21 protein-coding genes are annotated in these 22,806 nt (G+C 68.4%); 12 read left to right on the top strand and 9 right to left on the bottom strand.

The window, feature by feature from the left end; genetic code table 11:
* Positions 1–3: 3 nt before the first annotated feature.
* Complete coding sequence (locus AB0F51_RS31120) at positions 4–1,374, top strand: HAMP domain-containing sensor histidine kinase (protein WP_360285600.1); 1,371 nt, start codon at positions 4–6, stop codon at positions 1,372–1,374.
* A gap of 39 nt (positions 1,375–1,413) precedes the next feature.
* Here the strand turns inward: AB0F51_RS31120 and AB0F51_RS31125 are convergent, their stop codons facing one another.
* Positions 1,414–2,412, bottom strand: coding sequence for a TAXI family TRAP transporter solute-binding subunit (locus AB0F51_RS31125; RefSeq protein ID WP_360285602.1), 999 nt, complete (start codon positions 2,410–2,412; stop codon positions 1,414–1,416).
* A 312-nt stretch (positions 2,413–2,724) separates the two neighbouring features.
* Between AB0F51_RS31125 and AB0F51_RS31130 the strand changes: the two genes are divergently transcribed.
* The 3 genes from AB0F51_RS31130 (at position 2,725) to AB0F51_RS31140 (ending at position 7,888) form a co-directional block, all read left to right on the top strand.
* Positions 2,725–5,745 (top strand): glycoside hydrolase family 38 C-terminal domain-containing protein, encoded by a 3,021-nt coding sequence (locus tag AB0F51_RS31130; protein ID WP_360285603.1) that lies wholly within the window; start codon positions 2,725–2,727, stop codon positions 5,743–5,745.
* Between the two features lie 84 nt (positions 5,746–5,829).
* Positions 5,830–6,519, top strand: coding sequence for a helix-turn-helix domain-containing protein (locus AB0F51_RS31135; RefSeq protein ID WP_360285604.1), 690 nt, complete (start codon positions 5,830–5,832; stop codon positions 6,517–6,519).
* A 31-nt stretch (positions 6,520–6,550) separates the two neighbouring features.
* Complete coding sequence (locus AB0F51_RS31140) at positions 6,551–7,888, top strand: cytochrome P450 (RefSeq protein WP_360285605.1); 1,338 nt, start codon at positions 6,551–6,553, stop codon at positions 7,886–7,888.
* A 93-nt stretch (positions 7,889–7,981) separates the two neighbouring features.
* On the opposite strand, the gene AB0F51_RS31145 is transcribed toward AB0F51_RS31140, so the two are convergent.
* On the bottom strand, positions 7,982–8,479 hold the full coding sequence (locus AB0F51_RS31145; protein WP_360285607.1) for a DUF5709 domain-containing protein: 498 nt from the start codon (positions 8,477–8,479) through the stop codon (positions 7,982–7,984).
* Positions 8,480–8,572: 93 nt separating this feature from the next.
* On the opposite strand from AB0F51_RS31145, the gene AB0F51_RS31150 reads away from it, so the two are divergent.
* Positions 8,573–9,727, top strand: a complete 1,155-nt coding sequence (locus AB0F51_RS31150) for an FUSC family protein (protein WP_360285608.1) — start codon at positions 8,573–8,575, stop codon at positions 9,725–9,727.
* Positions 9,728–9,789: 62 nt separating this feature from the next.
* On the top strand, positions 9,790–9,930 hold the full coding sequence (locus AB0F51_RS31155; protein WP_360285609.1) for a hypothetical protein: 141 nt from the start codon (positions 9,790–9,792) through the stop codon (positions 9,928–9,930).
* 298 nt (positions 9,931–10,228) lie between these two features.
* On the opposite strand, the gene AB0F51_RS31160 is transcribed toward AB0F51_RS31155, so the two are convergent.
* Positions 10,229–10,618 carry an OsmC family protein gene (locus AB0F51_RS31160; RefSeq protein WP_360285611.1) on the bottom strand — a complete coding sequence of 130 codons (390 nt, stop codon included), beginning with the start codon at positions 10,616–10,618 and terminating at the stop codon, positions 10,229–10,231.
* 4 nt (positions 10,619–10,622) lie between these two features.
* The gene (locus AB0F51_RS31165; protein WP_360285613.1) at positions 10,623–11,801 is read right to left on the bottom strand and encodes a phosphatidylinositol-specific phospholipase C1-like protein; all 1,179 of its coding nucleotides are present in this window, start codon (positions 11,799–11,801) and stop codon (positions 10,623–10,625) included.
* Between the two features lie 145 nt (positions 11,802–11,946).
* On the opposite strand from AB0F51_RS31165, the gene AB0F51_RS31170 reads away from it, so the two are divergent.
* Entirely contained in the window at positions 11,947–12,603 is a 657-nt protein-coding gene (locus AB0F51_RS31170) for a TetR/AcrR family transcriptional regulator (protein ID WP_360285615.1), read from the top strand.
* A 134-nt stretch (positions 12,604–12,737) separates the two neighbouring features.
* Here the strand turns inward: AB0F51_RS31170 and AB0F51_RS31175 are convergent, their stop codons facing one another.
* Both AB0F51_RS31175 and AB0F51_RS31180 read right to left on the bottom strand, forming a co-directional pair.
* On the bottom strand, positions 12,738–13,130 hold the full coding sequence (locus AB0F51_RS31175) for a DUF3592 domain-containing protein (RefSeq protein ID WP_360285617.1): 393 nt from the start codon (positions 13,128–13,130) through the stop codon (positions 12,738–12,740).
* A gap of 131 nt (positions 13,131–13,261) precedes the next feature.
* Entirely contained in the window at positions 13,262–15,175 is a 1,914-nt protein-coding gene (locus AB0F51_RS31180; RefSeq protein ID WP_360285618.1) for a DUF5107 domain-containing protein, read from the bottom strand.
* A 101-nt stretch (positions 15,176–15,276) separates the two neighbouring features.
* Here AB0F51_RS31180 and AB0F51_RS31185 point away from each other — a divergent pair, with 101 nt between their 5' ends.
* Together AB0F51_RS31185 and AB0F51_RS31190 are read left to right on the top strand one after the other, a co-directional pair.
* Positions 15,277–16,932: an FAD-binding dehydrogenase gene (locus AB0F51_RS31185; RefSeq protein ID WP_360285619.1), complete on the top strand. Its 1,656-nt coding sequence runs from the start codon at positions 15,277–15,279 to the stop codon at positions 16,930–16,932.
* 99 nt (positions 16,933–17,031) lie between these two features.
* The gene (locus AB0F51_RS31190; protein ID WP_360285621.1) at positions 17,032–18,240 is read left to right on the top strand and encodes a 3-hydroxybutyrate oligomer hydrolase family protein; all 1,209 of its coding nucleotides are present in this window, start codon (positions 17,032–17,034) and stop codon (positions 18,238–18,240) included.
* 133 nt (positions 18,241–18,373) lie between these two features.
* Here the strand turns inward: AB0F51_RS31190 and AB0F51_RS31195 are convergent, their stop codons facing one another.
* From AB0F51_RS31195 to AB0F51_RS31205, 3 genes are all read right to left on the bottom strand, one after another.
* Positions 18,374–19,279 (bottom strand): RIO1 family regulatory kinase/ATPase, encoded by a 906-nt coding sequence (locus AB0F51_RS31195; protein ID WP_360285623.1) that lies wholly within the window; start codon positions 19,277–19,279, stop codon positions 18,374–18,376.
* Between the two features lie 164 nt (positions 19,280–19,443).
* The gene (locus tag AB0F51_RS31200) at positions 19,444–20,151 is read right to left on the bottom strand and encodes an NIPSNAP family protein (protein ID WP_360285624.1); all 708 of its coding nucleotides are present in this window, start codon (positions 20,149–20,151) and stop codon (positions 19,444–19,446) included.
* 185 nt (positions 20,152–20,336) lie between these two features.
* Positions 20,337–20,480, bottom strand: a complete 144-nt coding sequence (locus AB0F51_RS31205) for a GPGG-motif small membrane protein (RefSeq protein ID WP_360285625.1) — start codon at positions 20,478–20,480, stop codon at positions 20,337–20,339.
* Positions 20,481–20,762: 282 nt separating this feature from the next.
* Here AB0F51_RS31205 and AB0F51_RS31210 point away from each other — a divergent pair, with 282 nt between their 5' ends.
* From AB0F51_RS31210 to AB0F51_RS31220, 3 genes are all read left to right on the top strand, one after another.
* Complete coding sequence (locus AB0F51_RS31210) at positions 20,763–21,551, top strand: sigma-70 family RNA polymerase sigma factor (RefSeq protein WP_360285626.1); 789 nt, start codon at positions 20,763–20,765, stop codon at positions 21,549–21,551.
* Between the two features lie 54 nt (positions 21,552–21,605).
* The gene (locus AB0F51_RS31215) at positions 21,606–21,779 is read left to right on the top strand and encodes a CsbD family protein (RefSeq protein ID WP_360285628.1); all 174 of its coding nucleotides are present in this window, start codon (positions 21,606–21,608) and stop codon (positions 21,777–21,779) included.
* Between the two features lie 102 nt (positions 21,780–21,881).
* The gene (locus AB0F51_RS31220; protein WP_360285629.1) at positions 21,882–22,763 is read left to right on the top strand and encodes a hypothetical protein; all 882 of its coding nucleotides are present in this window, start codon (positions 21,882–21,884) and stop codon (positions 22,761–22,763) included.
* The last annotated feature ends 43 nt before the right edge of the window (positions 22,764–22,806 follow it).

A 22,806-nucleotide genomic window follows, 5' to 3' on the forward strand; every position in this document is an offset into this window, starting at 1 on the left:
CCGTTGCGCCGTCGCCTGCTGCAGTCCCTCGTCCCGATGGTGATCGTGCTCGCCATCGTCGCTGCCGTCCCGCTGGCCAACTTCATCGCGACCGGTACGTCGCGCACCCTCTTCCTGTCCCGCAGCAACGACGCGGACTGGTTCGCCACCATGGCCGAGGCGCCGCTGCAGTCGGGCGACATCGCCAGCCTGCGTGAGCTGGCCGTCCGGTACCACGAGCTCTACAACACCCCGGTGTTCGTCGTCGACGTCGACAGCCGGGTGATCGCCACCTCGCGATCCGGGGTCGACGTCGACGAGCCTGAGCTGGCCAAGGCCTTGGCAAGCACCCTGGCCGGCCGGCTCCCCGCCGAACCGCCCGCTATGTGGCCGTGGCGGTCCGGCGAGATGGTCGTCGCGCGGCCGGTCGTCAACAACGGTCGTGTGCTTGGCGCCGCAGTACTGCGGGTGCCGACCGAGCGCGCCCGCGACCAGGTGCAGAACGGGCTGCTCCTGCTCCTCGGCGGTCTGCTGATCAGCATCGGCGCCGTCGTCATCGGCATCGTCCGCCCGGTCACCCGCTGGGTCCTCCGGCCGCTGAACGACCTCGACAACGCGACCCACCAGGTCACCCGCGGCGCCCTCGACACCCGCGTCTCCACCGACGGCCGCGCACCCGAGCTGCGCCGGCTCGGCGACAGCTTCAACTCGATGGCGCTGAGCCTGCACCAGGCCCGCCAGCGCGAGCGCGAGTTCGTCGCCGACGCGTCCCACCAGCTCCGTACGCCGCTGACGTCGGCCCGGATCCACATCGAGGGCCTGTCCCGCCTGTCGCCGACCGCCCGGTTCGCGCTCAGCGACATCGACCGGCTCGGCCGGATCGTCCAGCGTCTGTCGCGGCTGGCCGGCTCCGACCGCCCAGGTGATGTCGAGGGCAACGAAGAGCCGCTGGACCTGGCCCAGGCCGTCAAGGAGCGGCTGGTCGGCTGGAAGGCCGTCTACGCCGCCGACGACATGGAACTGGTCATCGGCGAGATGGTGCCCGGCGGCGTCGCAGCCGAGCTCGAGGTGGACGACATCCTCGACGTGCTGCTCGACAACGCCTCGAAGTACGGCGCTCCGCCGGTCGAGGTGTCGGTCCTGCGCGACGGCACCGAGGTCGTCCTCTCGGTCCGCGACCACGGCCTGGGCCTCGGCTCCCGCGACCTCAAGAAGGTCGGCGAACGGTTCTGGCGCAGCGCCCACCACCGCGAGATGCCCGGCACCGGCCTGGGCCTCGCCATCGTCCGCTCCGAAGCAGCCCGCGTCGGCGGTCGCGTAGTGGCCCGCCCCCCGATCGGCGGCGGCCTGGTGATCGAGGTCCGGGTCCCCCTGATCGACGACTACGACGTCTGAGTACTACGCCCCCGCGCTGACTCCTGCGTGCGGAACGACTCAGATGTGGTTGTTCCGGTACCAGCGTTCGGCCGCGCGGTGCAACGGAATCGGCATCGTCGCGATCGCCGAGCGGGCGTCCAGGGAGCCGGCCTCGGGGTGGACCTTGATCAGGTCGGCCTGGCGGCGGAACATCGTGTTCAGGGTCCACCAGGCCCACGAGTCGGACAGTCCTTCGCGGGCCAGCAGGTAGTTCGGTACGGCGAGGGTCTCCACCGCGCTGGCCAGGGAGTAGACCGACGGCGGGATCGAGGACAGGACGTAGCCGCCGAAACGCATCAGGGCGATCTCCTTGGCGACCTCGCCGATGGGGACCAGCCGGAAGCCGATCGTGCTCTGCAGGTCCTTGATCGGTTTCGTCGGCAGGCCCCCGCTCCAGATCAGCGCGTCGATGCCGGCCTTGCTCCCCTTGTTCTCCGCCTTGAGCTTCAGCGCCTCCACTGCCCCGTCGAGATCCAGGTTCACCATGTTCACGCCCTTGATCCCGGCCGTGGCCAGGATCCGCTCCGCCACCACCTTGGTGCCGGACAGCTTCGGGCCGACGTTGACCGTCATCCCGGACAACTGCTTCAGCGAGCTGATCTTGGAGCTGGCCGGTACGACGATGTGCACGTAGTTGTCGTAGGTCCTTGCCAGTGCCGTGAACCGCAGCTGACCGGACGAGAAAGCCTCGAGCCCGTTGTAGGCGTCCAGCGCCGAGTCCGACAGGCTGAAGCCGATGTCGGCGGTGCCGGCGTCCAGCATCTTGAGGTTCGCCACCGACCCCTCGGTGTTCTGCGCGGTCATCTCCACACCGGTCACCTCGGTGACCAGCTTCGCCAGCCCTGCACCGTAGGTGGCGTAGACCCCGCCCTTGTTGCCGGTGACCAGCTTGGCCGGCCCGGCCGGAGCCGGCTCGGTGGAGCGGCCGCGCGAGCATCCAGGGGTGACCAGGACGGCCGCGGCGGCGGTTCCGAGTCCGAGCACACTGCGGCGATTCAGGAGGCGGGGACGATCCATGAAGGACAACCTAGAGGGGAAGTGGTCCCTCCCGGTAGTTGCTTCAGCGCCGGCGGTGTTCAGGTGGGTGCATCGCAAGGCGGATGAGGAGCCTCGATGCGGGGTTCATCGTGGCTTCTCATCCGCCGCCGCGAGGTGCCCGCCTGAGCGCCGCCGGTGCGAAGGAACTGCCGGGAGGGACCACTTGGTGGTCTATCGGCTACCAAGAGTGCCGGAACGAACAGCGTCTGGACGGGCCCCCGGTGTTTGTGACAGCGTTGTCATCGCACCGGCCGCGAGGGCCGCGCCAGACCGTCATCGGAGGATGATTTCGTGCACGACGACCGTCAACTCATCGAGGAGCGGCTCCAGCGCGCCCTGCGGGAGCGGATCCGCCCCGCGATCTACGGCGCGGCCGTCCCGCTGGACATCAAGGTGTGGCACGCGCCTGGTGAGCCGGTATCGCCCGCCGAGGCGCTCGCCGCCTCCTACGAGCCCGCCGAGATCGGCCTGCCCTGGGGTCCGGCCTGGGGCACCGCCTGGTTCCACTTCAGCGGCCAGGTCCCGGCCGAGTGGGCCGGGAGTGAGATCGAGGCGGTCATCGACCTCGGCTTCAGTGGCGGCCCGGGCTTCTCCGCGGAGGGCCTGGTGCACACCACCAAGGGTGTCCCGCTGAAGGGCCTGCACCCGCGCCAGACCTACGCGCCGCTGTCCATCCTCGGCCCGGACGGTACTGCGGCCGCGCCCGGCGACAGCATCGAGTTCTACGTCGAGGCGGCCGCCAACCCCGAAGTACTCGGTCACAACGCCTTCGCGCCGGTCGACGACCTCGGCAGCAAGCCGGAGCCGGGTGGCAAGCCGATCTACCAGCTCACCCGTGCGGACCTGGCCGTCTTCAACGCGGAGGTCTGGGACCTGATCCTCGACCTGGAGACGTTGGACGGCTTGCAGAAGCAGCTCCAGCCGCAGGAGCCGCGCAGTCGCGAGATCCTGCGCGCACTGAGTCGCGCCCTCGACGTACTGGACTACGAGGACGTCGCCGGTACTGCGGCCGACGCCCGCGCCGAGCTGACCGACGTACTGAGCCGCCCGGCGCATGCCAGTGCTCACCAGCTGTCCGCGGTCGGCCACGCGCACATCGACTCGGCCTGGCTCTGGCCGCTGCGGGAGACCCGGCGCAAGGTGGCCCGCACGGTCTCCAACGTCGCCAACCTGGCCGAGGAGTACCCCGAGCTCGTCTTCGCCTTCTCGCAGGCCCAGCAGCACGCCTGGGTGAAGGAGAACTACCCGGAGGTCTGGGAGCGGCTCAAGAAGGCCGTTGCCGCGGGCACCATCGTCCCGGTCGGCGGCATGTGGGTCGAGTCCGACACGAACCTGCCCGGCGGCGAGGCGCTGGCCCGGCAGTTCGTGCACGGCAAGCGGTTCTTCCTGGACGAGTACGGCATCGACACCCAGGAGGTCTGGCTGCCGGACTCGTTCGGCTACACCGCCGCGCTGCCGCAGCTGGTCAAGCTGTCCGGCTCGAAGTGGTTCCTGACCCAGAAGATCTCCTGGAACCAGAAGAACAAGTTCCCGCACCACACGTTCTGGTGGGAGGGCCTGGACGGCACCCAGGTGTTCACCCACTTCCCGCCGATCGACACCTACAACTCCGACCTGTCCGGGCGCGAGCTGGCCCACGCCCAGCGCAACTTCGCCGAGAACGGTGCCGCGACCCGCTCGCTGGTGCCGTTCGGGTACGGCGACGGCGGTGGCGGCCCCACCCGCGAGTTCGTCGCCACGGCCCGCCGGGTGGCCAACCTGGAGTCCTCGCCGCGGGTGACGATCGAGTCGCCGACCGAGTTCTTCAGCGCGGCGCAGGAGGAGTACCCGAACGCGCCGGTCTGGTCGGGTGAGCTCTACCTGGAGATCCACCGCGCGACGTACACCTCGCAGGCCAAGACCAAGCAGGGCAACCGGCGCAGCGAGCACCTGCTCCGCGAGGCCGAGCTCTGGTCGGCGGCGGCCGTGGTGGCGGGCAAGCTGGACAGCTACCCGTACGAGGAGCTGGACCGGATCTGGAAGGCCGTGCTGCTGAACCAGTTCCACGACATCCTGCCGGGCAGCTCGATCGCCTGGGTGCACCGCGAGGCCGAGGCGACGTACGCGAAGCTGGCCGCCGAGCTCGAGGCGATCATCGGCAAGGCCCAGCAGGCGCTGGCCGGCGAGGGTTCCGCGCAGATCGTCTTCAACGCGGCACCGCACACCCGTGGCGGCGTCGCCGGCCTCGGCGCGGGCGTCACGGTCGGCGAAGGTGCCGCGGTGACGATCGAGAACGGCGTCCTCGACAACGGCGTGATCCGGGTGACGATCGACGAGCGCGGCCTGATCACCAGCCTCTACGACGTGGCCGCGGGGCGCGAGGTGATCGCATCGGGCAGCGTCGCGAACCTGCTGCAGCTGCACGTGGACACGCCCAACCAGTGGGACGCCTGGGACGTCGACTCGTTCTACAAGAACAACGTCCGCGACATCACCGAGGTCGACAGCGTCGAGTTCAGCTCCGTCGAGGGCGTCGCCACGGTCGTGGTGAAGCGGTCCTTCAACCGGTCCAGCGTCACCCAGACGCTGCGGTTGCGGCCGGGCGCGAAGCGGGTCGACATCGAGACCTCGATGGACTGGCACGAGTCCGAGAAGTTCCTCAAGGCCGCTTTCCCGGTCGACGTGCACGCGGACCGCTCCGCCTCGGAGACCCAGTTCGGGCACATCTTCCGGCCGACCCACCAGAACACCTCGTGGGACGCGGCGAAGTTCGAGATCGCGGCGCACCGCTGGGTGCACGTCGGCGAGCCCGGCTACGGCGTTGCCGTGGTCAACGACTCGACGTACGGGCACGACATCAACCGGACCGCGCGCGAGGACGGTGGCAGCACCACCACGATCCGTACGTCGCTGATCCGGGCGCCGCGCTTCCCCGACCCGCAGACCGACCAGGGTGTGCACGTGGTCAACCACGCGCTGGTCGTCGGAGCCGGCATCCCGGAGGCGATCGAGGAGGGCTACCGGATCAACCTGCCCGAGCGGGTCGTCACCGGTGCCGAGGGCACCGACCCGATCGTTGCCCTCGACAACGGCAATGTGATCGTCGAGGCGGTCAAGCTGGCCGACGACCAGTCCGGCGACGTGGTCGTCCGGCTGTACGAGTCGAGCGGCGGCCGGTCCCGCGCGACCCTCACCACCGGCTTCGCCGCCGCGTCGGTGGCCGAGGTCGACCTGCTCGAGCGCCACCTGGCAGACCGTGAACTCAGCGACGGCAAGATCACCTTCGAGCTCCGCCCGTTCCAAATCCTCACCCTGCGCTTCCAACGCGCCTGACCCACCAACCAGAACGGCCGCCCCTCGGTTTGGGGGCGGCCGTTCTGGCGTTTCAGCGGGCGAGGGCGTTCCGGCGTCAATGCCGTGCCGGCCAAAACTGTTGCTGCACTTCCCGGCCAGTACGTCGTACTGGGGCTGGCGTTCGGCGTTCACGCGGACGAGCAGCAGCCCGGGGTGGACACCGAGATTGTTGCCCGCCGCAAGCTTCGTCGCCTCCGGGTGGAGCTGGACCGTACGCCGTCCGGTCCCAGCATGTCCACGCTGACCACAGACCACGGTGTGGCTCTCCTGCCCCTCCGCGGCGCTGGACTCGAGCTGGAGGAGCTCAGAAAGCGGATGAGCCGAGCGGCCGGGGTCGAGGTGACGATGACGGCGACCACTGCGGTGCCGGAGGAAGCGCCAAAGGCGGTGACCCTCGTACGCGAACTGCTGGAGGTCGTACGGATCTACCAGTTGGCGGCCGGCGTTCACCGGCTGGACGATCTCGTACTGGAGTACCAACTCACCCGCCCCAATCCGGCGCGTGACCAACTTGCTCTGTGGGTGGCTCCCCTGATCGCACGGCCGGACCTGCTCCAGACCCTGCGCTGCTACCTCAACCACAGCCGGAACAGGCGACAGACAGCCACTGAACTCCACGTCCACGTCAACACCGTTGACTACCGCCTCCGCCTGGTGGACAAGCTCACCGGCCTCGACCCGGGCCAGGCCGATCACCTGCCTCGCCTGGTGGCAGCCCTTGCTGCGTACGACGCTTCCTGTTCACCGGGCTGAAGTAGCGTTGTGGATAGACCTGGGAGGTGCAATGACCCCGCCTACGCCCTTGCTCGGATCGCGCACACTCGACCGGGCGACCGCGCGCACGTTGCCACCCGGACCGCGGTTGCCCACGCTGGCGCAGACGGTGCTGTTCGCCAGTCACCGCTCGACCTACTTCCCGCGGCTGCGGGCGCAGTACGGGGATGTCTTCACGATCCGCCTGGTGCCGTCGAGCCGGGTCGTGGTGGTGCTCAGCCGGCCCGACCACATCCGCGAGGTCTTCGGTACGCCGCCCACGATCGCGCACGCCGGCGAGAGCAACACCGCGCTCGAACCGATCATGGGTTCACACTCACTGTTGCTGCTCGACGATGACGACCATCTCCGGATGCGCCGCCAGTTGATGCCCGCGTTCAACGGTCACGCCCTGCGCGGGTACGCCGAGATGATCGCCCGGCTGGCGCGGGGGGAGGTCGACCGCTGGCCGATCGGCACGCCTTTCCGGCTGCACGAGCGAATGCGCGACCTCACCCTCGAGGTGATCCTGCAGGTGGTGTTCGGGGTGACGGACTCCGACCGGCTGGACCGGTTGCGTCCGCTGGTCGACAAGGTGGTGTCGGTCCGGCCGATCATCATGCTCGGCGGCTTCTACCGTTCACTGCTGAAGCTGCCGCCCTGGCGGACATTCCTTCGCGTCCAGCGGCAAGTCGACGAGATCCTGTACGACGAGATCGCCCGCCGGCGCACCGACCCGAAGCTCGCCGAGCGCAACGACGTACTGTCGAAACTGCTTGCCGCAGGCACCTGGTCGGACGTGGAGCTGCGCGACCAGCTGGTCACCTTGCTGCTGGCCGGGCACGAGACGACGGCGACCTCACTGGCCTGGGCCTTCCACGAACTGGCCCGCAAACCCGACCTCTTGCAGGCCGGCCAGCGCGCGGCGGATGCCGGTGACGACGACTACCTGGAAGCGATCGCGAAGGAATCACTGCGCCTGCACCCAGTCGTCTACCAGGTCGGCCGTCGACTCACCGAACCGACCGAGATCGCGGGCTACCGCCTGCCCCGCGGTACGACGCTGATGGCGGCGATCGGTCTGGTCCAGGCCGACGAACAGAACTACCCGGATGTGCGGGCGTTCCAGCCGGAGCGGTTCCTGGGCGAGGACCCACCGCCTGCGGGGACCTGGATCCCCTTCGGTGGCGGCACCCGCCGCTGCATAGGCGCCGGCTTCTCACTCCTCGAAGCCACCGAAATCCTCCGCGCAGCCCTGTCCCGCTTCACCGTGACTGCCCCCGAAAAACCCGAACCAGCCAAACCCCGCAACGTAACCCTGGTCCCCGCCAAAGGCTGCACCCTCACCGCCACTCGCCGCCGGGGGTAGGCGCCGCGCGCGGTGAGCGGTGCTCCGAGCGCCTGCCCTCACTCCACAGCGCAGCACCCCGCGCCGCAGGCGCGGGGTGCTGCGAACTGGCTGTCAGTCTTCGAGGTCCTCGATGTCGCCGAGGTCCACGTCTCGGACGGCTTCGAGGTCGTCCTCCTCGTCCAGTTCGAATGGTTCGGCGTCGTCGACCACGTGGACGGCGGCTTCCTCGGCACTGGCGCCTGCTCCGTCGAAGCCGACGTCCTCAGCGACCAGATCCTTCTCGGCGTCACCGTGGGCGCCCTCGTCCGGCGCGACCAACCGCCCGGACCGGACCTCGCCGACCTCGGGACCGCCGACGTTCTCGCCTTCCTCGGCGTACGGGTCGATGTCGGGCTCCTCCTGGGCGATCCGCTGGTCCAGGGTCTCGCCCTCCAGCGCCTCCTCGGCGGTGGTCCCGAAGCCTTCGCCCGCGGACCACTTCTCCGGCGGCGAGTAGCCCTCGTCCAGCAGGTCGTCGACGCCGCGGTCGTTCAGCGTGTCCGCCGGCTGCAACTGGTCCTCGTCGTCGACGCTGTAGCTGCCGTAGTCCTCACGGTTGTTGTCGGTCATGCCACCACCCTTGCTGTCCAGGCCACCCGAATCAAGGCGGCGCCCGGCAGCCCAGTGCCCAGCAATCCCGGCCGTATCCCCGATGATGGAGCGATGGACCCGGTCCGGCTGACCCTGGAGCAGCTGCGCGAGCTCCGCGACGACGTCGCGCCTCGCGCGGCCCGGCGCTCGGCAGCCTCCGTGCACCGTCGGGTCGACCGCTGGCGCAACCGGGCCTTCTTCATCGCCCAGTGCTCGCTGGCCGCCGCCATCGCCTGGGCCCTGGCCCGGTACGCCCTGGGCCACCAGCAACCGTTCTTCGCCCCGGTCGCCGCGATGGTGTGTCTGGGCTTCAGTTTCGGTCAGCGGCTCCGCCGGGTCGCCGAGGTGATGGTCGGGGTGGCCGTCGGGGTCGGCGTCGGCGACCTGTTCGTGGCCCTGTTCGGTACCGGTGTGGTCCAGATCGTCTTCGTGGTCGCTCTCGCGATGAGCATCGCTGTCCTGCTCGGCGCCGGGAACCTGATGACCACCCAGGCCGGGGTCCAAGCGGCGATCGTGACCACCCTGCTGCCCAACCCCGGCGCCGGCTTCAGCCGCTGGCTCGACGCGGCCATCGGCGGGGTGGTCGCGTTGGCCGCGGCAACGATCGCCCCGGCCGCCGCGATTCGTCGCCCACGGCAACAAGCCACCGGCGTACTGAACGAGCTGAGCGAGATCCTGATCGAGACCGCCGACGGCCTGCGGGCCCATGACGCCGAGGCGCTCACGGACGCCCTGCGCCGCGCCCGCGCCAGCGAGTCCCTGCTGGACGACCTCCGCAGCGCCGCTGAGGAAGGCGTCGCGGTCGTCCAGCTGTCACCGTTCCGCCGCCGGCATCGCGGCCGGGTGCAGGAAATCGCCGACCTCGTCGTCCCCCTCGACCGCGCGATCCGCAACATCCGGGTCCTGGTACGCCGCGCCGCCGTCTCGGTCTGGCGCGACGAACGGATGCCCGACGAGTACCCGCAACTCCTCGACCGCCTCGCCGATGGCACCCGGCTGATCGCAGAGTCGCTGTTCGAGCCCGCCGCCGACGTCGCCGCACACCGGGTCCTGGGCGAGCTCGGCCGCCGTACCGCCGTCCTGCCGACCCCACCCGCCCTGTCCGCCGTAGTGGTCCTCGGCCAGATCCGCTCCACCATCGTCGACCTGCTCGAGCTCACCGGCGCCACGTACGACGAAGCCCGCGATCTGGTCCCGCTCCGCCCCGACGGGCTCGATGAGAAGTAGCTCACACCAAAAAGTTTTTGGAAATCTCCGTCATACCTGGTGGGTGCGTGCGTCTCACTGGCATGACGATCCACCGACTGATGACTGTCATCGCCAGCGAGCAGGTTCAGCTGCGCCGCGATGACCGCAGTGACAAGACGGCTCCGGCAGCCGCCTCAGTGGGGTCCACCGACGACCGGAACGACGCCGCCGCCGAGCAGTAAAGGCGCCAACCGGACGGACGGACAGGCGGCGCACCCGGACGGTCTTCCCCACCGAGGTAGACCGCGCGGAGGTCGCATGACGCACGAGGCGCCCCTATGCGAGGCGCCGCCTGTTCCGTCACCCCGTGACCCGCCACAGCGGAGCACGGGAGAACCACCCTGGCTGTCCTGACGCCGATTGCGCGAGGCTCAGGCCGGCCCGGGTGGTTCTTTGTTTCCCGGCCACGAATTGTTTCCCGGCCTAGCCGGCGACCACGACCTCGGTGGTCACCGAGTTCGCGATGAAGCACTGCTCGTGCTACAGGTGGTGGATCCGCTCCAGCGTCGCCTCGTCCGGCGTCTCGCCGGCGAAGGTGATCACCGGATTCAGCGTCACCTTGGTGATCGCCAGCCGGCCGGCCTCGTTCTTGGCCATCTCGCCGACCGCGTGATCGACGTACGAGTCGACCACCAGCCGCTTCTTCGCCGCGATCGCGAGGAAGGTCAGCATGTGGCACGACGACAGCGCGGCCACGAACGCCTCCTCGGGATCCACCGCTCCGGTGTCGCTGCCCAGGTACGCCGGTGCGGCGGACCCGGGCACGGTCACTCCGCCGTCGAAGCGCCACTCGTGATCGCGGCTGTAGGTCTGGTAGGTGAACTCGCGCCCACCGCGGCTCCAGCTGACATCGACCACGTGCTCCGACATCGACTCACCTCTCCGAGATGCTCCTGGGGCACCACGCCGGCGCCACCACAGGGTTGCATCGTACGGCGGTGTGGCCAGGCAGCTTGGCGACGAAGTCACTGTCGTACCGCGCGGCCATGCCCGCTACCGGGAAGTCCGTGGTGACCCACTGGGCGCCGCTGCCGAGCGCGATACCGACCCGGCTGATCTCGTTCGTCAGCACCGTCGACATCGGCTCGTCGGACCGGGTGCGAACCAGGTAGCCCTTGGTGACCAGCCGCTGGATCTCGGCCTGGTTGGCGCCGCGCGGGTCGTTCACCATCGTCACCGCGGCGTCCGGCTCACCTTCCGGGCCCCGGGTGAAGACGGCCCGGCCTTCGAGGTTCGGCTTGCCCGTGCGGTAGAGGTCGCGGATCTCCCCGGGACCGCCGTTGTCGAAGAAGAACATCACCTTGCCCTGGGCCTGGCCGAGCGTCGGCCAGCCCTTGGTCAGCACGGACTGCTCCAGCGTCAGGCCGTCCCGCCGGACGTCGTCGGGTGACAGCAACTGCTGCTCGGAGAAGACCGACCGGATCTCGGCGTCGATGCTGTTCAGGTTGCCGAGGTCCCACGGCGGAGCCTTGACGCCGCCGGCCGCGACCAGCCGCGGGTCGGACTGCTTCAGCTCCAGCTGGATGGCGATCGGCGCGTGCTTCGGGTGCGCGTCGGACCAGGTCTTCACCTGCGTCAAGCACTTCACGAACGTCGAGCAGGTGGTGTCGTAGTCGAAGTCGACCCAGTGCAGCACCTTGATGCCGGGCTTGGCCAGGTCCGGATCGGTCAGCGGCCCCTTACCGGCCATCTTCCGGATCAGCGGATGCGTGTAGAGCCCGCCCTGCGGGTCCGGGAACAGGTCGAGCTCGACCATCCGGATGTTCTGGTCCTCGAGCTGGTCCGGGATCGACGCGTGCGAGTAGAACAACCCGATCGCGCCGGGATCCTGCGCGAGCTGGATCTTCTTCTCGTCGTCCGGCAGCTCGCGGTGGTAGGCGTTGTGCGCCCCGATCTGCTGAAGCTGGTTGATCCGTACTGCGTGCCCTCCCCTGGCGTCGGCCTCGGCGGCCACCTGGCTGTTCTGGTCCGGCGTCAACGCGGACCCGGCCAGACCGGCGGCCGCGACGCTCAACGACGCAAGTCCCGCGATCCACTTGCTGCTGATCTGCATGCTGATGTTCCCCTCGACAGGCTTGGCGGCAGTCCTGCTGTGATTCTCGTCAGCAGAAGGTCACCTGAAGCCTGCATCGAACTGTCATACAAGTGAACGGCCCGGGATTGGCAACGTTGTCGCTGAGTAGGGGCACAATGAACCCATGGTGACCACTTCCGCCGGCGAAGAGCCGGGCGCGGACGCCGGTACGGCGTACCCGCTGCGCCGGACGCCGACTCAGGACCGGGCCAACCGCCAGGTCGAGCGCATCCTCGACGCAGCCTGCGCCGAGGTGGTCGAGCGCGGGTACGACGCCGCCTCGACCAGCAGCATCGCGCGCCGGGCCGAGATCGCGGTCGGCAGCGTCTACCGGTACTTCCCGGACAAGCGGACGCTGATCCAGGCGATCGAGCGGCGCAACCAGAACCGCTACACCGAGGCGGTACGCGAGCGGCTGGCCGCGGTGGCGGACTGGCGCGAGGCCGTCGACGTCACGCTGGACACCTTCCGCGAAATGCACAGCACCGATCCGGGCTTCCGCGCGGTGGTGCTCAGCGGTCTGGGCGATCCGGACCTGGAGGCGACGCCGGGTGAGTTCGACGACCAGCACGCCGGTGAGTTCGCCGAGCTGCTCGCGCTGCGGTTCGGCGCTCGGGACAGTCACGAGTTCCGGATGTCGGTCACGCTGACGATCGCGATGGGCGAGGCGCTGGCCCACCTGGCCGACCGGTTGCCGGCCGCGGACGCGGAGTACGTGTTGGCCCAGGGGCGCCCTGCGCTCCATCGCCTGCTCGAACCGCACCTGCCCAGCCAGGCCTGAGAAGAACGGTTGCCCGAAACCACTGTTGCCCGCGCCGAGAGTGGCGCGAGCAACCTCGTCAAAATCAGAACACCCCCGCCGGGTGGCGAGGGATCGGGTTGGGCCGGTTGATCACCGGCAAGGAAGGTAGGACTCTAGGCCTGCGGCACCGGTGATCTCGGACCGATCTGTGGCCAGTGGCTGACCTTGCCGGCGATCCGGGCCCGGCGCGGCGCCCTGATGTCGTAGCTGACGATGACCCGGTCGTTCTTCGCGTAGCTACCGGCCGCCGTCAGCGGGATCATCCGCTGCACCTGGAACGGGCCTTCGCCGTGCCGGGTGTAGTACTCGACGGTGATCTCCAGGCACTCCGCGGTCGCGCCGCTCTCCAGCTGACCGCGGACCGGGCCGCGCACCTTGGTCACCCGTCCGGCTGTCTTCTCGACCCCATCGCTGCGGCGCCGGACGCCCGCAACGATGTCTGCCACGATGCATGCCGTGACCAGCAGCACCAGGCTTAAACCACCGAATACAACGATAGTCAACATGGCACTCACCCCCGACGCGCCGCCCGCTGCGACGCGGTCGTCGTTTGTCGAAACTGCTTGCGCGGGCCTTCCCGCACAACGGTGAGACGACGCCTTTGGCGGGGCGGTTCCCACTTACCGAGAATTGTGCTTCAGCTGTCGCCCGACATCCCGAACTGATACCGCGACGGCACCGGCCGGAACGATCCGAGCTCGCGCTGCGCCCATTGCCAGTACTCGGCCAGCGGGTTAGCGCCTTCGCGTACGCCGGGCAACTCGATTCCCTCGTCCAGCAAGGCCTGAGCGGCCGCGGCATCGCCGGTCTGCAACAACTGTTTGACCCTCGCCAGCCGGATCCGCGGATGAGCCTGCACCTCGTCGGACGCTCGCTGGTAGATCTCGTTCGCGAGCCGACTGTCCTGCTGCTCCACGGCAGCATCCAACGCCTCCACGAACAACGGTGCGAAATCGCTGGAAACCAAGGCGATCGCCTGCTCATACTCGCTCGGTTTGTTTGTGCTGAGCGCGAGGTTGCGCACTGCCCAAGCCGTCGCCTGATGCCGGCGCGACTCCTCCCAAGCGGCGATTGCGCCTTCCTCGTCCTCGGCGTACCAGCGCGCGACTCCTCGGTGGTACCAGATCAACCAGTTGTCGTCCTGGACCGCTTCGAGCAGCTCCTTCCAGGCCACCAACGTGCCGTCCGGCGCAGCACTGATCGATTCCGGAGCGGGCATCCGGCCGCCGAGCACAGGCAACCAAGCGCGTTCGCGCTCCGTCATCGTCTCCTCGGCAAACGGCGTACCAGCGGACACCTTCCAGCCGGTACGACGTAACTCCAGCGCGCCCCACCCTGATGCCGTCACCAACTGTTCCGCCGGCTCGGCGTCGATGACTTTCAGCCATTCGGTTTCTCGCTCGGCCAGCGAGGCCAGGACGGGTTCCAGTACTGCGCCCGTCGCGCGGCGGGCCGCCTGCCATTCGCCGTGCACAGACGCCGGATCGACCGACACCCGCCCGTACGCTTCGAGCCAGTGCCAATTAGTTGCCCTAGGCAACTTCAAGTGCTCCAGCTGGGTCCTGGCCAGCCCGGCCTGGATCTCGGCGTACCCGGGTCCCTGCAGGTCCGGCGAGAGCCATTCCTGCCAGCGCCGGCCACCGCTCGCCTCGCCCCAGACGAACAGCTTCCGGCCGCGCAGCCGATCCGTCGACGCCTGCACCAACCCGTTGCCCTCGGCATCGAGTGCGGCGATCCAGGGCTGCTCCTCCGACGGCAGCTCGAAGAAGAAGTCGACCGCACGCTGGTGTTGCATCGGATAGGTCAGATCGATCCCGTCGTACTCCGGTACGCCGACCAGGTCGAGCCGGCTGCCGTATCCGAACCGCCACGCCTGGTCGGCCGGTACGAGGACCCGCGTCCGCGGCGACTGCTCGACCGCGATGTTCGACCACCAGTACGCCGGAACCGTTTCGCCGGACGGGTTCTGGATCCGCGCCCCGACGTACAGCTGGTCGGAGTCCTCGGGCAGCCAGAAGTCGAGTTGGGTGACGAGGTTGCGGGTGCGTTCCCACTCCCACAGCCGCAGCATCGGCGTACCGTCCGGGCCGTCGACGCGGGCTGCGTGCATCGGCGAGCAGGTGCCGGTCCAGTGGCCCGTGCTGCCGAGGTTCCACTCGACGCCGCCGGCGAACCAGGCGTTGCGCAAAGCCAGGTTGGCCGGCTGGAAGACCGGGTTGCGGTAGAGCAACTCCTGGTCGCTGGCTTTGTGCACGAGTGAGTAGAGGCGTCCACCGAGGCTCGGCAGGATGGTCGCGCGGAGGTGTGCGTTCTCCAGTACCAAGGAAGGCAACGCGCGCTCGACCAGCTTGCGGTCATAGCCGTCCTGGTCGAGTGTCGGCAACGCGTTGCGCAGTTCGCCGTACTCGATGTTCTCCCGCATCTGCGGTGGCAGCTCGGCCAGGTTCGCCACGCGATGCAGCCGATCTTGCGGGGCCAGCGGCGGCAGCGGGTTCTCCCCACCGAGGTCGGCGGCCGGCAAGGTCAACTGCTGCGCAGTAAGGGTCGTCACTTGGCAGATTCTTGCAAGTTTGCGCAGTGTCGTCCATGGTCAATCGTCCGGAGCGCACGGTCGGCTATACATGGACGATCGACGCGAGGGGATGGGGACCGATGGACGCAGATGTGATCGTGGTGGGCGCCGGCCTGGCCGGACTGACCGCCACCGCCGAACTGGCCGACGCGGGCAAGAAGGTGCTGCTGCTCGACCAGGAACCGGAGGCCTCCCTCGGCGGGCAGGCGTTCTGGTCGTTCGGTGGGCTGATGTTCGTGGACTCACCCGAACAGCGGCGGATGGGCATCAAGGACTCCCGCGACCTCGCGTTGCAGGACTGGCTCGGCTCGGCCGGTTTCGACCGGCTGGACGACGAGGACCACTGGGCCCGGCAGTGGGCCGAGTCCTACATCGACTGGGCCTCCGGCGAGAAGCGCCGCTGGCTGCACGACCAGGGTGTCCGGTTCTTCCCGGTCGTCGGCTGGGCCGAGCGTGGCGGCTACAACGCCGACGGCCACGGCAACTCGGTTCCGCGGTTCCACATCACCTGGGGCACTGGGCCCGGTCTGGTCGCGCCGTTCGAGCAGCGCGTCCGCGAGGCGGTCGCCAGAGGGCTGGTGGAGTTCCGCTTCCGGCACCGGGTGGACGAGCTGACCATGACCGGCGGAGTTGTCGACGGAGTGTCCGGCAAGGTGCTGGAGCGCAGCGACGTCGAGCGCGGAGCCCCGAGCTCGCGGGTCGAGGTCGAGGACTTCGCGCTGACCGCGCAGGCGGTGATCGTCACCTCGGGCGGTATCGGCGGCAACCACGACCTGGTCCGCGCCTCGTGGCCGGCCCGACTCGGCAAGCCCCCGAAGGAGATGATCTCCGGCGTACCGGCGCACGTGGACGGCCGGATGCTCGGCATCACCGAGGCGGCCGGCGGCCGGTACGTGAACCGCGACCGGATGTGGCACTACACCGAGGGCATCCGCAACTGGGACCCGATCTGGCCGATGCACGGCATCCGGATCCTGCCCGGTCCGTCGTCGCTGTGGTTCGACGCCACCGGCAAGCGCCTGCCGGTCCCGCTGTTCCCCGGTTTCGACACCCTCGGCACGCTCGAGCACATCATGAAGACCGGCTACGACTACAGCTGGTTCGTGCTCACCCAGAAGATCATCGAGAAGGAGTTCGCGCTGTCCGGGCAGGAGCAGAACCCGGACCTGACCGGCAAGGACATCCGCGGTGTTCTCGGCCGGGCCCGCGGTGGCGCGACCGTCCCGGTGCAGGCCTTCATGGACAAGGGCGCCGACTTCGTGGTCCGGGACAACCTGGCCGATCTGGTCCGCGGCATGAACGAGGTGACCGGCACCGACCTGATCGACTACACGACCCTCGAACGGCAGATCGTCGCCCGCGACCGGGAGATGGACAACACCTTCACCAAGGACCTCCAGATCACCGCGCTGCGCGGGGCCCGCAACTACCGCGGTGACAAGCTGATCCGGGTCGCCCCGCCGCACAAGATCCTCGACCCGAAGGCCGGACCACTCATCGCGGTCAAGCTCAACATCCTCACCCGCAAGTCCCTCGGCGGCCTGCAGACCGACCTCGAATCCCGCGTACTCCGCGCCGACGGCACCCCGTTGCCCGGCGTCTACGCGGCCGGCGAGGTAGCGGGCTTCGGTGGCGGCGGCATCCACGGCTACCGCTCGCTCGAAGGCACCTTCGTCGGCGGCTGCCTGTTCACCGGCCGTACTGCGGGTCGCGCCGCGGCCAAGGCTGTGTCCTGACGGCCCATCCGGGCAGGCCTTCTTGTGTGGCCTGACCCTCTGTCTGTCCCTCGGTCGGACTCCTAGCGTTGCGCGCAGCCGACCCTGGGAGGACCTGTCATGCGCCGCCTCGCCCTGTCCGTTGCCGCTCTGTCCGTTGCCGTAGCTGGTGGTCTCACCTTGCCCGCCGAAGCCCATGGGTGCCCGCAGCTGCGGGTCCCGGGGGCGGAGTACCAGGTTGTTGCCTGTCTGGATGAGCTGACGACTGCGGGGACGGTGGCGTCGGGGCATACCAATCCGGCGGACTACGCGGGGCTGACGCAGGTGGGGTTGCCGCAGCAGTCGGGAGTGCCCGGCGTACAGGTTGACGGGTACTTCCCGGACAGTTCGCGGACGAACACGAATCACGGGTGGAACCACGATGCGCAGTACGTGATCAGGCTGCCCGACAAGTGGAACGGCGGGCTCGTGGTCGCGGGGTCGCCGGGCGTGCGGGCGCAGTACGCGAACGACAAGGCGATCTCGGACTGGGTGCTGGCGAAGGGGTACGCGTTCGCGGCGACCGACAAGGGCAACACGGGCGTCAACTTCTTCACCGACGGCGTGCGACCCGGCGACGCGATCGTGGAGTGGAACGTTCGGATGACGCAACTGACCCGGGCGGCGCGGACGGTCGTTGCCCAACGCTACGGTCGCGCCCCTCGCGAAGTGGTGGCGGCGGGGATCTCCAACGGTGGCTATCTGGTGCGCTGGCAACTGGAGAACCATCCCGAGCTCTACACCCGCGGCGTCGATCTCGAAGGCACATTGTGGACTGCCAATGGGCCGAACCTGCTCAGCTTCTTGCCCCCAGCAATCAAGGGCTATCAGCACCAGTCGCCCTCGGCAATTGTTGCCGCAGGCTTCGATCCGCGTTCGGACTTCCTCTGGGACTACCACTACGCGGTCTACTGGAAGCTGACCCAGCGGATCTACGCGGCCGAGCTCGACCCGACGTACACCGGCAGCGAAGCTGACTACGACTACGCGTCCCGCCCCGCCGCGCAGCAGGCCGTCCGGCGGATCGCCCTGACCGGCCGGATCGGGCGACCGCTCCTCACCCTGCATGGCACGCTCGACAGCCTGCTGCCGATCAGCAAGGACTCCGACGTGTACGCCGGGCTGGTGCGGCAGGCGGGCAGGGCGCGGTTGTTCACGTACCAGCGGGTCGAGGCAGGCAACCATGTCGACGGTCTCGTCGACGCCTACCCCGACCGGCTGGTCCCGCTGGTTCCCCTGCTGCAGAAGGGGATCACCGGTAGTGCCCTGCGTCCGCAGTTGTTTGAGTGATTGCGGTGTTCAGGTGCGTGCATCGCGGTGGCGGAGGAGCGGCCTCGATGCTTTTCCATCGTGGCCGTTTCTCCGCTGCCGCGAGGTGCGTGCCTGGGCGCCGCAAGCGCCAAAGAACTGCGGACGCAGGGCACTAGAACACCATGGTCAGGAGGTCGGCGAAGAGTTCTTGTTCGTCGACCTCCAGGCCGCGGCTGGTGAACCACGTGCACATGTTGTGACAGTCGCGGAGGAGAAACTCCATCCCCTTCGGGTTGCCGACGATGTCGACCACCTGCGGGAGATCGATCATCACGATCCGCTCGCCTTGGGCCAGCACGTTGTACGGCGACAGGTCTCCGTGGGCCAACCCCGCCCTGGCCAACTCGCGCATCCCGTCCCGGAGCTGTTCGAAGTACGCGTCGAGCAACTCCCCCTTGGGCCGGACCTGCGCCAACCGCGGCGCCGCACCGCCGTCACCGTCGTCGATGAACTCCATCAGCAGCTCGGTGCCGTCGACCTGGACCGGGTACGGAACAGGGACACCGGCCTTCCAGAGCCGGCAGAGTGCGTCCCACTCCGCGTAGGCCCATTGCCCGGCCGCGACACTTCGCCCGTGCGAGGTTTTCTTCGCCATCGCGCGGCTGTCCCGGCTGTTGCGCGTCCGCCGGCCTTCGACGTACGACGTACTGCGGTGGAACGAGCGGTGCTCCTCGGAGCGGTACCGCTTGGCGGCCAGCAGCGACCGCCGGCCCGGGTTGTCGCCGATCTGCTCCACTGCTCGCTCGAGCAGGAAGACATCGGCTTCCTTACCGGTTTTGAGGATGCCGAGCTCGGTGTCGATCGCGGCCTGTTCCGTCACGACCCAGTCGGGTCGGGGCTCCGGGCCGCGAGAACCGCGCTCGACATCCAGCCAGGTGGACCAGCGCTGACCGGCGCCGAGTTCCTCTTCGACTTCGCTGAAGTTGAAGACGAACGCGTCGGCGATCTCAGGTTCGCTGGGGGTGTCGGAAAGATCAGAGAAGAACGATGGATCGGTACGGAAGACGTCGGAAGACATCGGATGTGCTCCTGAAGGAAGAAGAGAGGCTGATGCGGACATGCCGCAGCACAGTGATGGACATCCGTTCAGCCCTCCTTAGTTCAGGCAGCACACTCAGCTGCACGATCCTGATCAGGATGCAGTCCGCGCGACCACACCGCAACCGAATTAAATCCGCCCACTCAGCGGAACTGGGAACGAGCCGTCGGGCGGAGGCGCAACTGCTGCGGTGGCGCGACCGATCGGCAGACGATCTCGGGCAAGAGCTTGTTCTGCCAGGTCGGCGAAGCGTCCACCTGGCGGCGATGTTCGGCGTACGCCGAATCGCTGGGGAAGACGGCGAACCAGGCCAGCACGACCTCGTCCCGCAACGGCAGGGGCGGGAAGTTGTTCTCGGCAACGAGTGTCTCGAAGACGGCCGCGAGTCCGGCGCCGGTCCCGGCCAGTGCCGGCGCGACCTGGTCGGTGAAGAACTCGGTGAAACCGTCGTCGAGCGAGGCGCGGTGATAGACCGCTCCGGCCACCACCGACGACGGGATCTCGGTGGCACCGACCGGCGGCCGGTGGGCGTCGAGAGCCGGATAGCGATCACCGAGCTCGATCGGCCGCAGCAGCAGCGCGTTGTCGGAGTCCTTCATCGTCACGTTGGCAGCAGGGCCGTGCTCCTTCCAGACCGGGCCGTAGTAGAAGCCGTTCAAGGCCGCCGCCCGGGCCGGCAGGTCGGGGAAACCCCGCAGCCAGACGAACCGGTCGGGGTCGTCGAGATCGCGGAACTGTCCCACGATGTGCATGCCCTGCTGTTCCTGCCCGTCGACCAACTCCTGGTCGAAGACGTCGATCAGCGCGTCCCGCTGCCCGGGATGCAGGGTGTACTGCCGCAGATCCACCACGGCACAACACTCCGCCCGTCGCCCGTCACCCAACACTCGACTCCCTTTCGTCCGGCGGTTGACCCGCGCCCTCCAGTCAACCCGGAAAAGCTGACATCAAGTGTCAGCTTTCATCGGCGAAGTTTTTGCCGGACATGCCGAGGACCCCGGCCAGGGGCCGGGGTCCTCGGACGACTACAGGCGGGCTAATTGAAGATGCTGACGCCACCCGGGCCTACCAGCAGGCCGACGACGATCAGTGCGGCGCCCATCAGCAGCTGACCGCGGACGAGCGAGACGATTCCAGAAATGACGAGGATCGCCGCGATGATCCAGAGGATCGTGAGCATGGTCGTTCCTTTCTCGACGAGCCGGACCCGATTGCGGGCACCGGCGGCTATACCCCGTGCACAAAGTCGTCGGTGACCCCTCCCCGACGTTCTTGCCGTCCCTTCTGGTGCCCGTCGTCCCGGACCGCAAACGGGGTGCCTTCGCGACGGCGCTCCGGAGGCAAATTCAAACGCCTGTAACACGGGAGGGGTTGCGTGCGCCGTCAGCGTTTGATCTGGTGGAGGTGAGTGGTTCAGCCGTGACGCCACTACCGCAGGAACGACACGACGAGGTCTCTCACCGTGACGATCGCACCTGTCCGTAGTACCGATTCGCAGCAGTTGATTGCCGAATCCACCGAGGAGTTGCTCGCCCAGGCCGCCGGCCTCCCGGAAGCACAACGCCAGGAATTGCTCGACGAGGTGATCATTCTCAACGCGCCGGTCGCGCGTTCGATCGCTTCCCGCTACCGCCGCAAGGGAGTGGACGCGGACGATCTGGAGCAGGTCGCCTATCTGGGGCTGGTCAAAGCCGCCAACGGTTACCGTCCCGAGGCCTCGACGGCCTTCCTGTCGTACGCCGTACCGACGATCCGGGGTGAGCTGAAACGCTATTTCCGCGACTGCGCCTGGACCGTCCGGCCGCCGCGCCGGGTGCAGGAGATGCAGGGATCCATCGCGGCCGCCGAACCGCAACTGACCCAGCAACTCGGCCATCTGCCGACCGACAAGGAGACCGCCGAGGCGCTCGGGACCGATCCGGAGGAGGTGGCTGAGGCGACCTCGGTCCGGGGTTGTTTCACCGCTCTGTCGCTTGACGCGCCGGCAGCGCCCGACAACGGTGCGCGACTGGTCGATACGGTCGCCGACGCCGAGGAAGGGTACGAGCTGGTTGAGAACGTCCACACTCTGGCACCGGCCGTCTCGGATCTCGATGATCGGGACCGCAAAATCCTGGCACTGCGGTTCTGTGGCGGGCTGACGCAGGAGGAGATCGGCAACGAGCTCGGCGTGAGCCAGATGCAGGTCTCGCGGTTACTCCGCGGAATCCTCGACCGGCTCCGTGAGGATCTGACCAAACCCACCGGTTGAGATCCGCCCGGCCGGGAACCGGGATCGGGTCCAGTACTACGGAGGTGGAACCCGATGGGTATCGACGACAAGGCCAAGAACGCGGCTGACGCGGTCAAGGGCAAGGTCAAGGAGAAGACCGGCGACGCGACCGACGACCGGGACCTGCAGGCCGAGGGCCGCAAGGACAAGACCAAGGCCGACCTGAAGCAGGCGGGCGAAAAGGCGAAGGATGCCTTCAAGGACTGACGGGGAGTCCGTCTCCATCCAGAACACCGTCAACAGCAGTCCGCCGCAGCGCCCAGCGCTGCGGCGGACGTTGTTCTGAGAGGTTTGCGGTAGCTTCGGGGGATGGATTTCGAGGAGGCGGCGGGGGCGTTGTATGCGGCGCCTTCTGGGGAGTTCATCGCGCGGCGGAACGAGCTGGCCAAAGAACTGAAGGCGTCCGGCGATCAGCTGGGTGCGACGCGGTTGAAGGCGTTGCGGAAGCCGACGGTCGCCGCCTGGCTGACGAATCTCGTCGCGCGCGAACTGCCCGACGAGATCGACGACCTGCTGGCACTGGGCGACGAGTTCCGCGAAGCGACCGCCGACCTCGACGGGGAACGCCTTCGCACGCTGACCCCCAAGCGCCACAAGCTGCTCGACCAACTGGCCAAGTCCGCGGCCGAGCTGGCCGAACGCGAAGGACAGAAGGTCAGCGCCGACGTCGCGCAGAAACTGCGCGAGACGCTCGACGCCGCGCTGGTCGACCCGGCCGCCGGTGACGCGGTCCAGGAGGGTCGGCTCAGCAGCGCCTTGCGCCACGTCGGTTTCGGCGTCGTCGACGAGAGCGGCGAACCCTCGAACGTCACCCCGCTGACCGACGAACGCCGGCAGCGCGCACAGGACCGCCGCCGCGCCAAGGCTGCCAAGCCCGAGCCCGAACCGGAAGAGACCGAATCCCCCGCGGCCAAGGCGAAACGCGAGAAGGCCGAGCGCGAGCAGGAGAAACGCGAGGCCGCCGAGAAGGCCGCCGCCAAGAAGGAATTCGAGGAAGCGGTCGCAGCGGCGGAGGCAGCCGAAGCGACGGTTGCCGATCTCGACACCCAGCTCACCGATGCCCGCGACGCCTTAGTCGCAGCCCAGGAAGCCGTGCACCGCATCGGCGAAGAGCTCGACGAGGCACGCAAGGCGGCCCGCGCAGCACAGAAGGAAAGCCGGGAAGCACGCAAGCGGTACAACCGGCTCTGAGCACCGATGCGACAAGCCACGGCGACTGCGCGTGACGGTTGCA

It is taken from the genome of Kribbella sp. NPDC023855 (assembly GCF_040639475.1).
In the GTDB taxonomy this organism is placed as follows: Bacteria; Actinomycetota; Actinomycetes; order Propionibacteriales; family Kribbellaceae; genus Kribbella.

What these genes read in the sequence shown, in the direction of transcription:
- AB0F51_RS31220 (WP_360285629.1), top strand. Translation starts at nt 21,882, where the DNA reads ATGGATTTCGAGGAGGCGGCGGGGGCGTTGTATGCGGCGCCTTCTGGG.
- AB0F51_RS31175 (WP_360285617.1), bottom strand. Translation starts at nt 13,130, where the DNA reads ATGTTGACTATCGTTGTATTCGGTGGTTTAAGCCTGGTGCTGCTGGTC.
- AB0F51_RS31215 (WP_360285628.1), top strand. Translation starts at nt 21,606, where the DNA reads ATGGGTATCGACGACAAGGCCAAGAACGCGGCTGACGCGGTCAAGGGC.
- AB0F51_RS31145 (WP_360285607.1), bottom strand. Translation starts at nt 8,479, where the DNA reads ATGACCGACAACAACCGTGAGGACTACGGCAGCTACAGCGTCGACGAC.
- AB0F51_RS31150 (WP_360285608.1), top strand. Translation starts at nt 8,573, where the DNA reads ATGGACCCGGTCCGGCTGACCCTGGAGCAGCTGCGCGAGCTCCGCGAC.
- AB0F51_RS31160 (WP_360285611.1), bottom strand. Translation starts at nt 10,618, where the DNA reads ATGTCGGAGCACGTGGTCGATGTCAGCTGGAGCCGCGGTGGGCGCGAG.
- AB0F51_RS31125 (WP_360285602.1), bottom strand. Translation starts at nt 2,412, where the DNA reads ATGGATCGTCCCCGCCTCCTGAATCGCCGCAGTGTGCTCGGACTCGGA.
- AB0F51_RS31195 (WP_360285623.1), bottom strand. Translation starts at nt 19,279, where the DNA reads ATGTCTTCCGACGTCTTCCGTACCGATCCATCGTTCTTCTCTGATCTT.
- AB0F51_RS31165 (WP_360285613.1), bottom strand. Translation starts at nt 11,801, where the DNA reads ATGCAGATCAGCAGCAAGTGGATCGCGGGACTTGCGTCGTTGAGCGTC.
- AB0F51_RS31190 (WP_360285621.1), top strand. Translation starts at nt 17,032, where the DNA reads ATGCGCCGCCTCGCCCTGTCCGTTGCCGCTCTGTCCGTTGCCGTAGCT.
- AB0F51_RS31205 (WP_360285625.1), bottom strand. Translation starts at nt 20,480, where the DNA reads ATGCTCACGATCCTCTGGATCATCGCGGCGATCCTCGTCATTTCTGGA.
- AB0F51_RS31185 (WP_360285619.1), top strand. Translation starts at nt 15,277, where the DNA reads ATGGACGCAGATGTGATCGTGGTGGGCGCCGGCCTGGCCGGACTGACC.
- AB0F51_RS31170 (WP_360285615.1), top strand. Translation starts at nt 11,947, where the DNA reads ATGGTGACCACTTCCGCCGGCGAAGAGCCGGGCGCGGACGCCGGTACG.
- AB0F51_RS31155 (WP_360285609.1), top strand. Translation starts at nt 9,790, where the DNA reads ATGACGATCCACCGACTGATGACTGTCATCGCCAGCGAGCAGGTTCAG.
- AB0F51_RS31140 (WP_360285605.1), top strand. Translation starts at nt 6,551, where the DNA reads ATGACCCCGCCTACGCCCTTGCTCGGATCGCGCACACTCGACCGGGCG.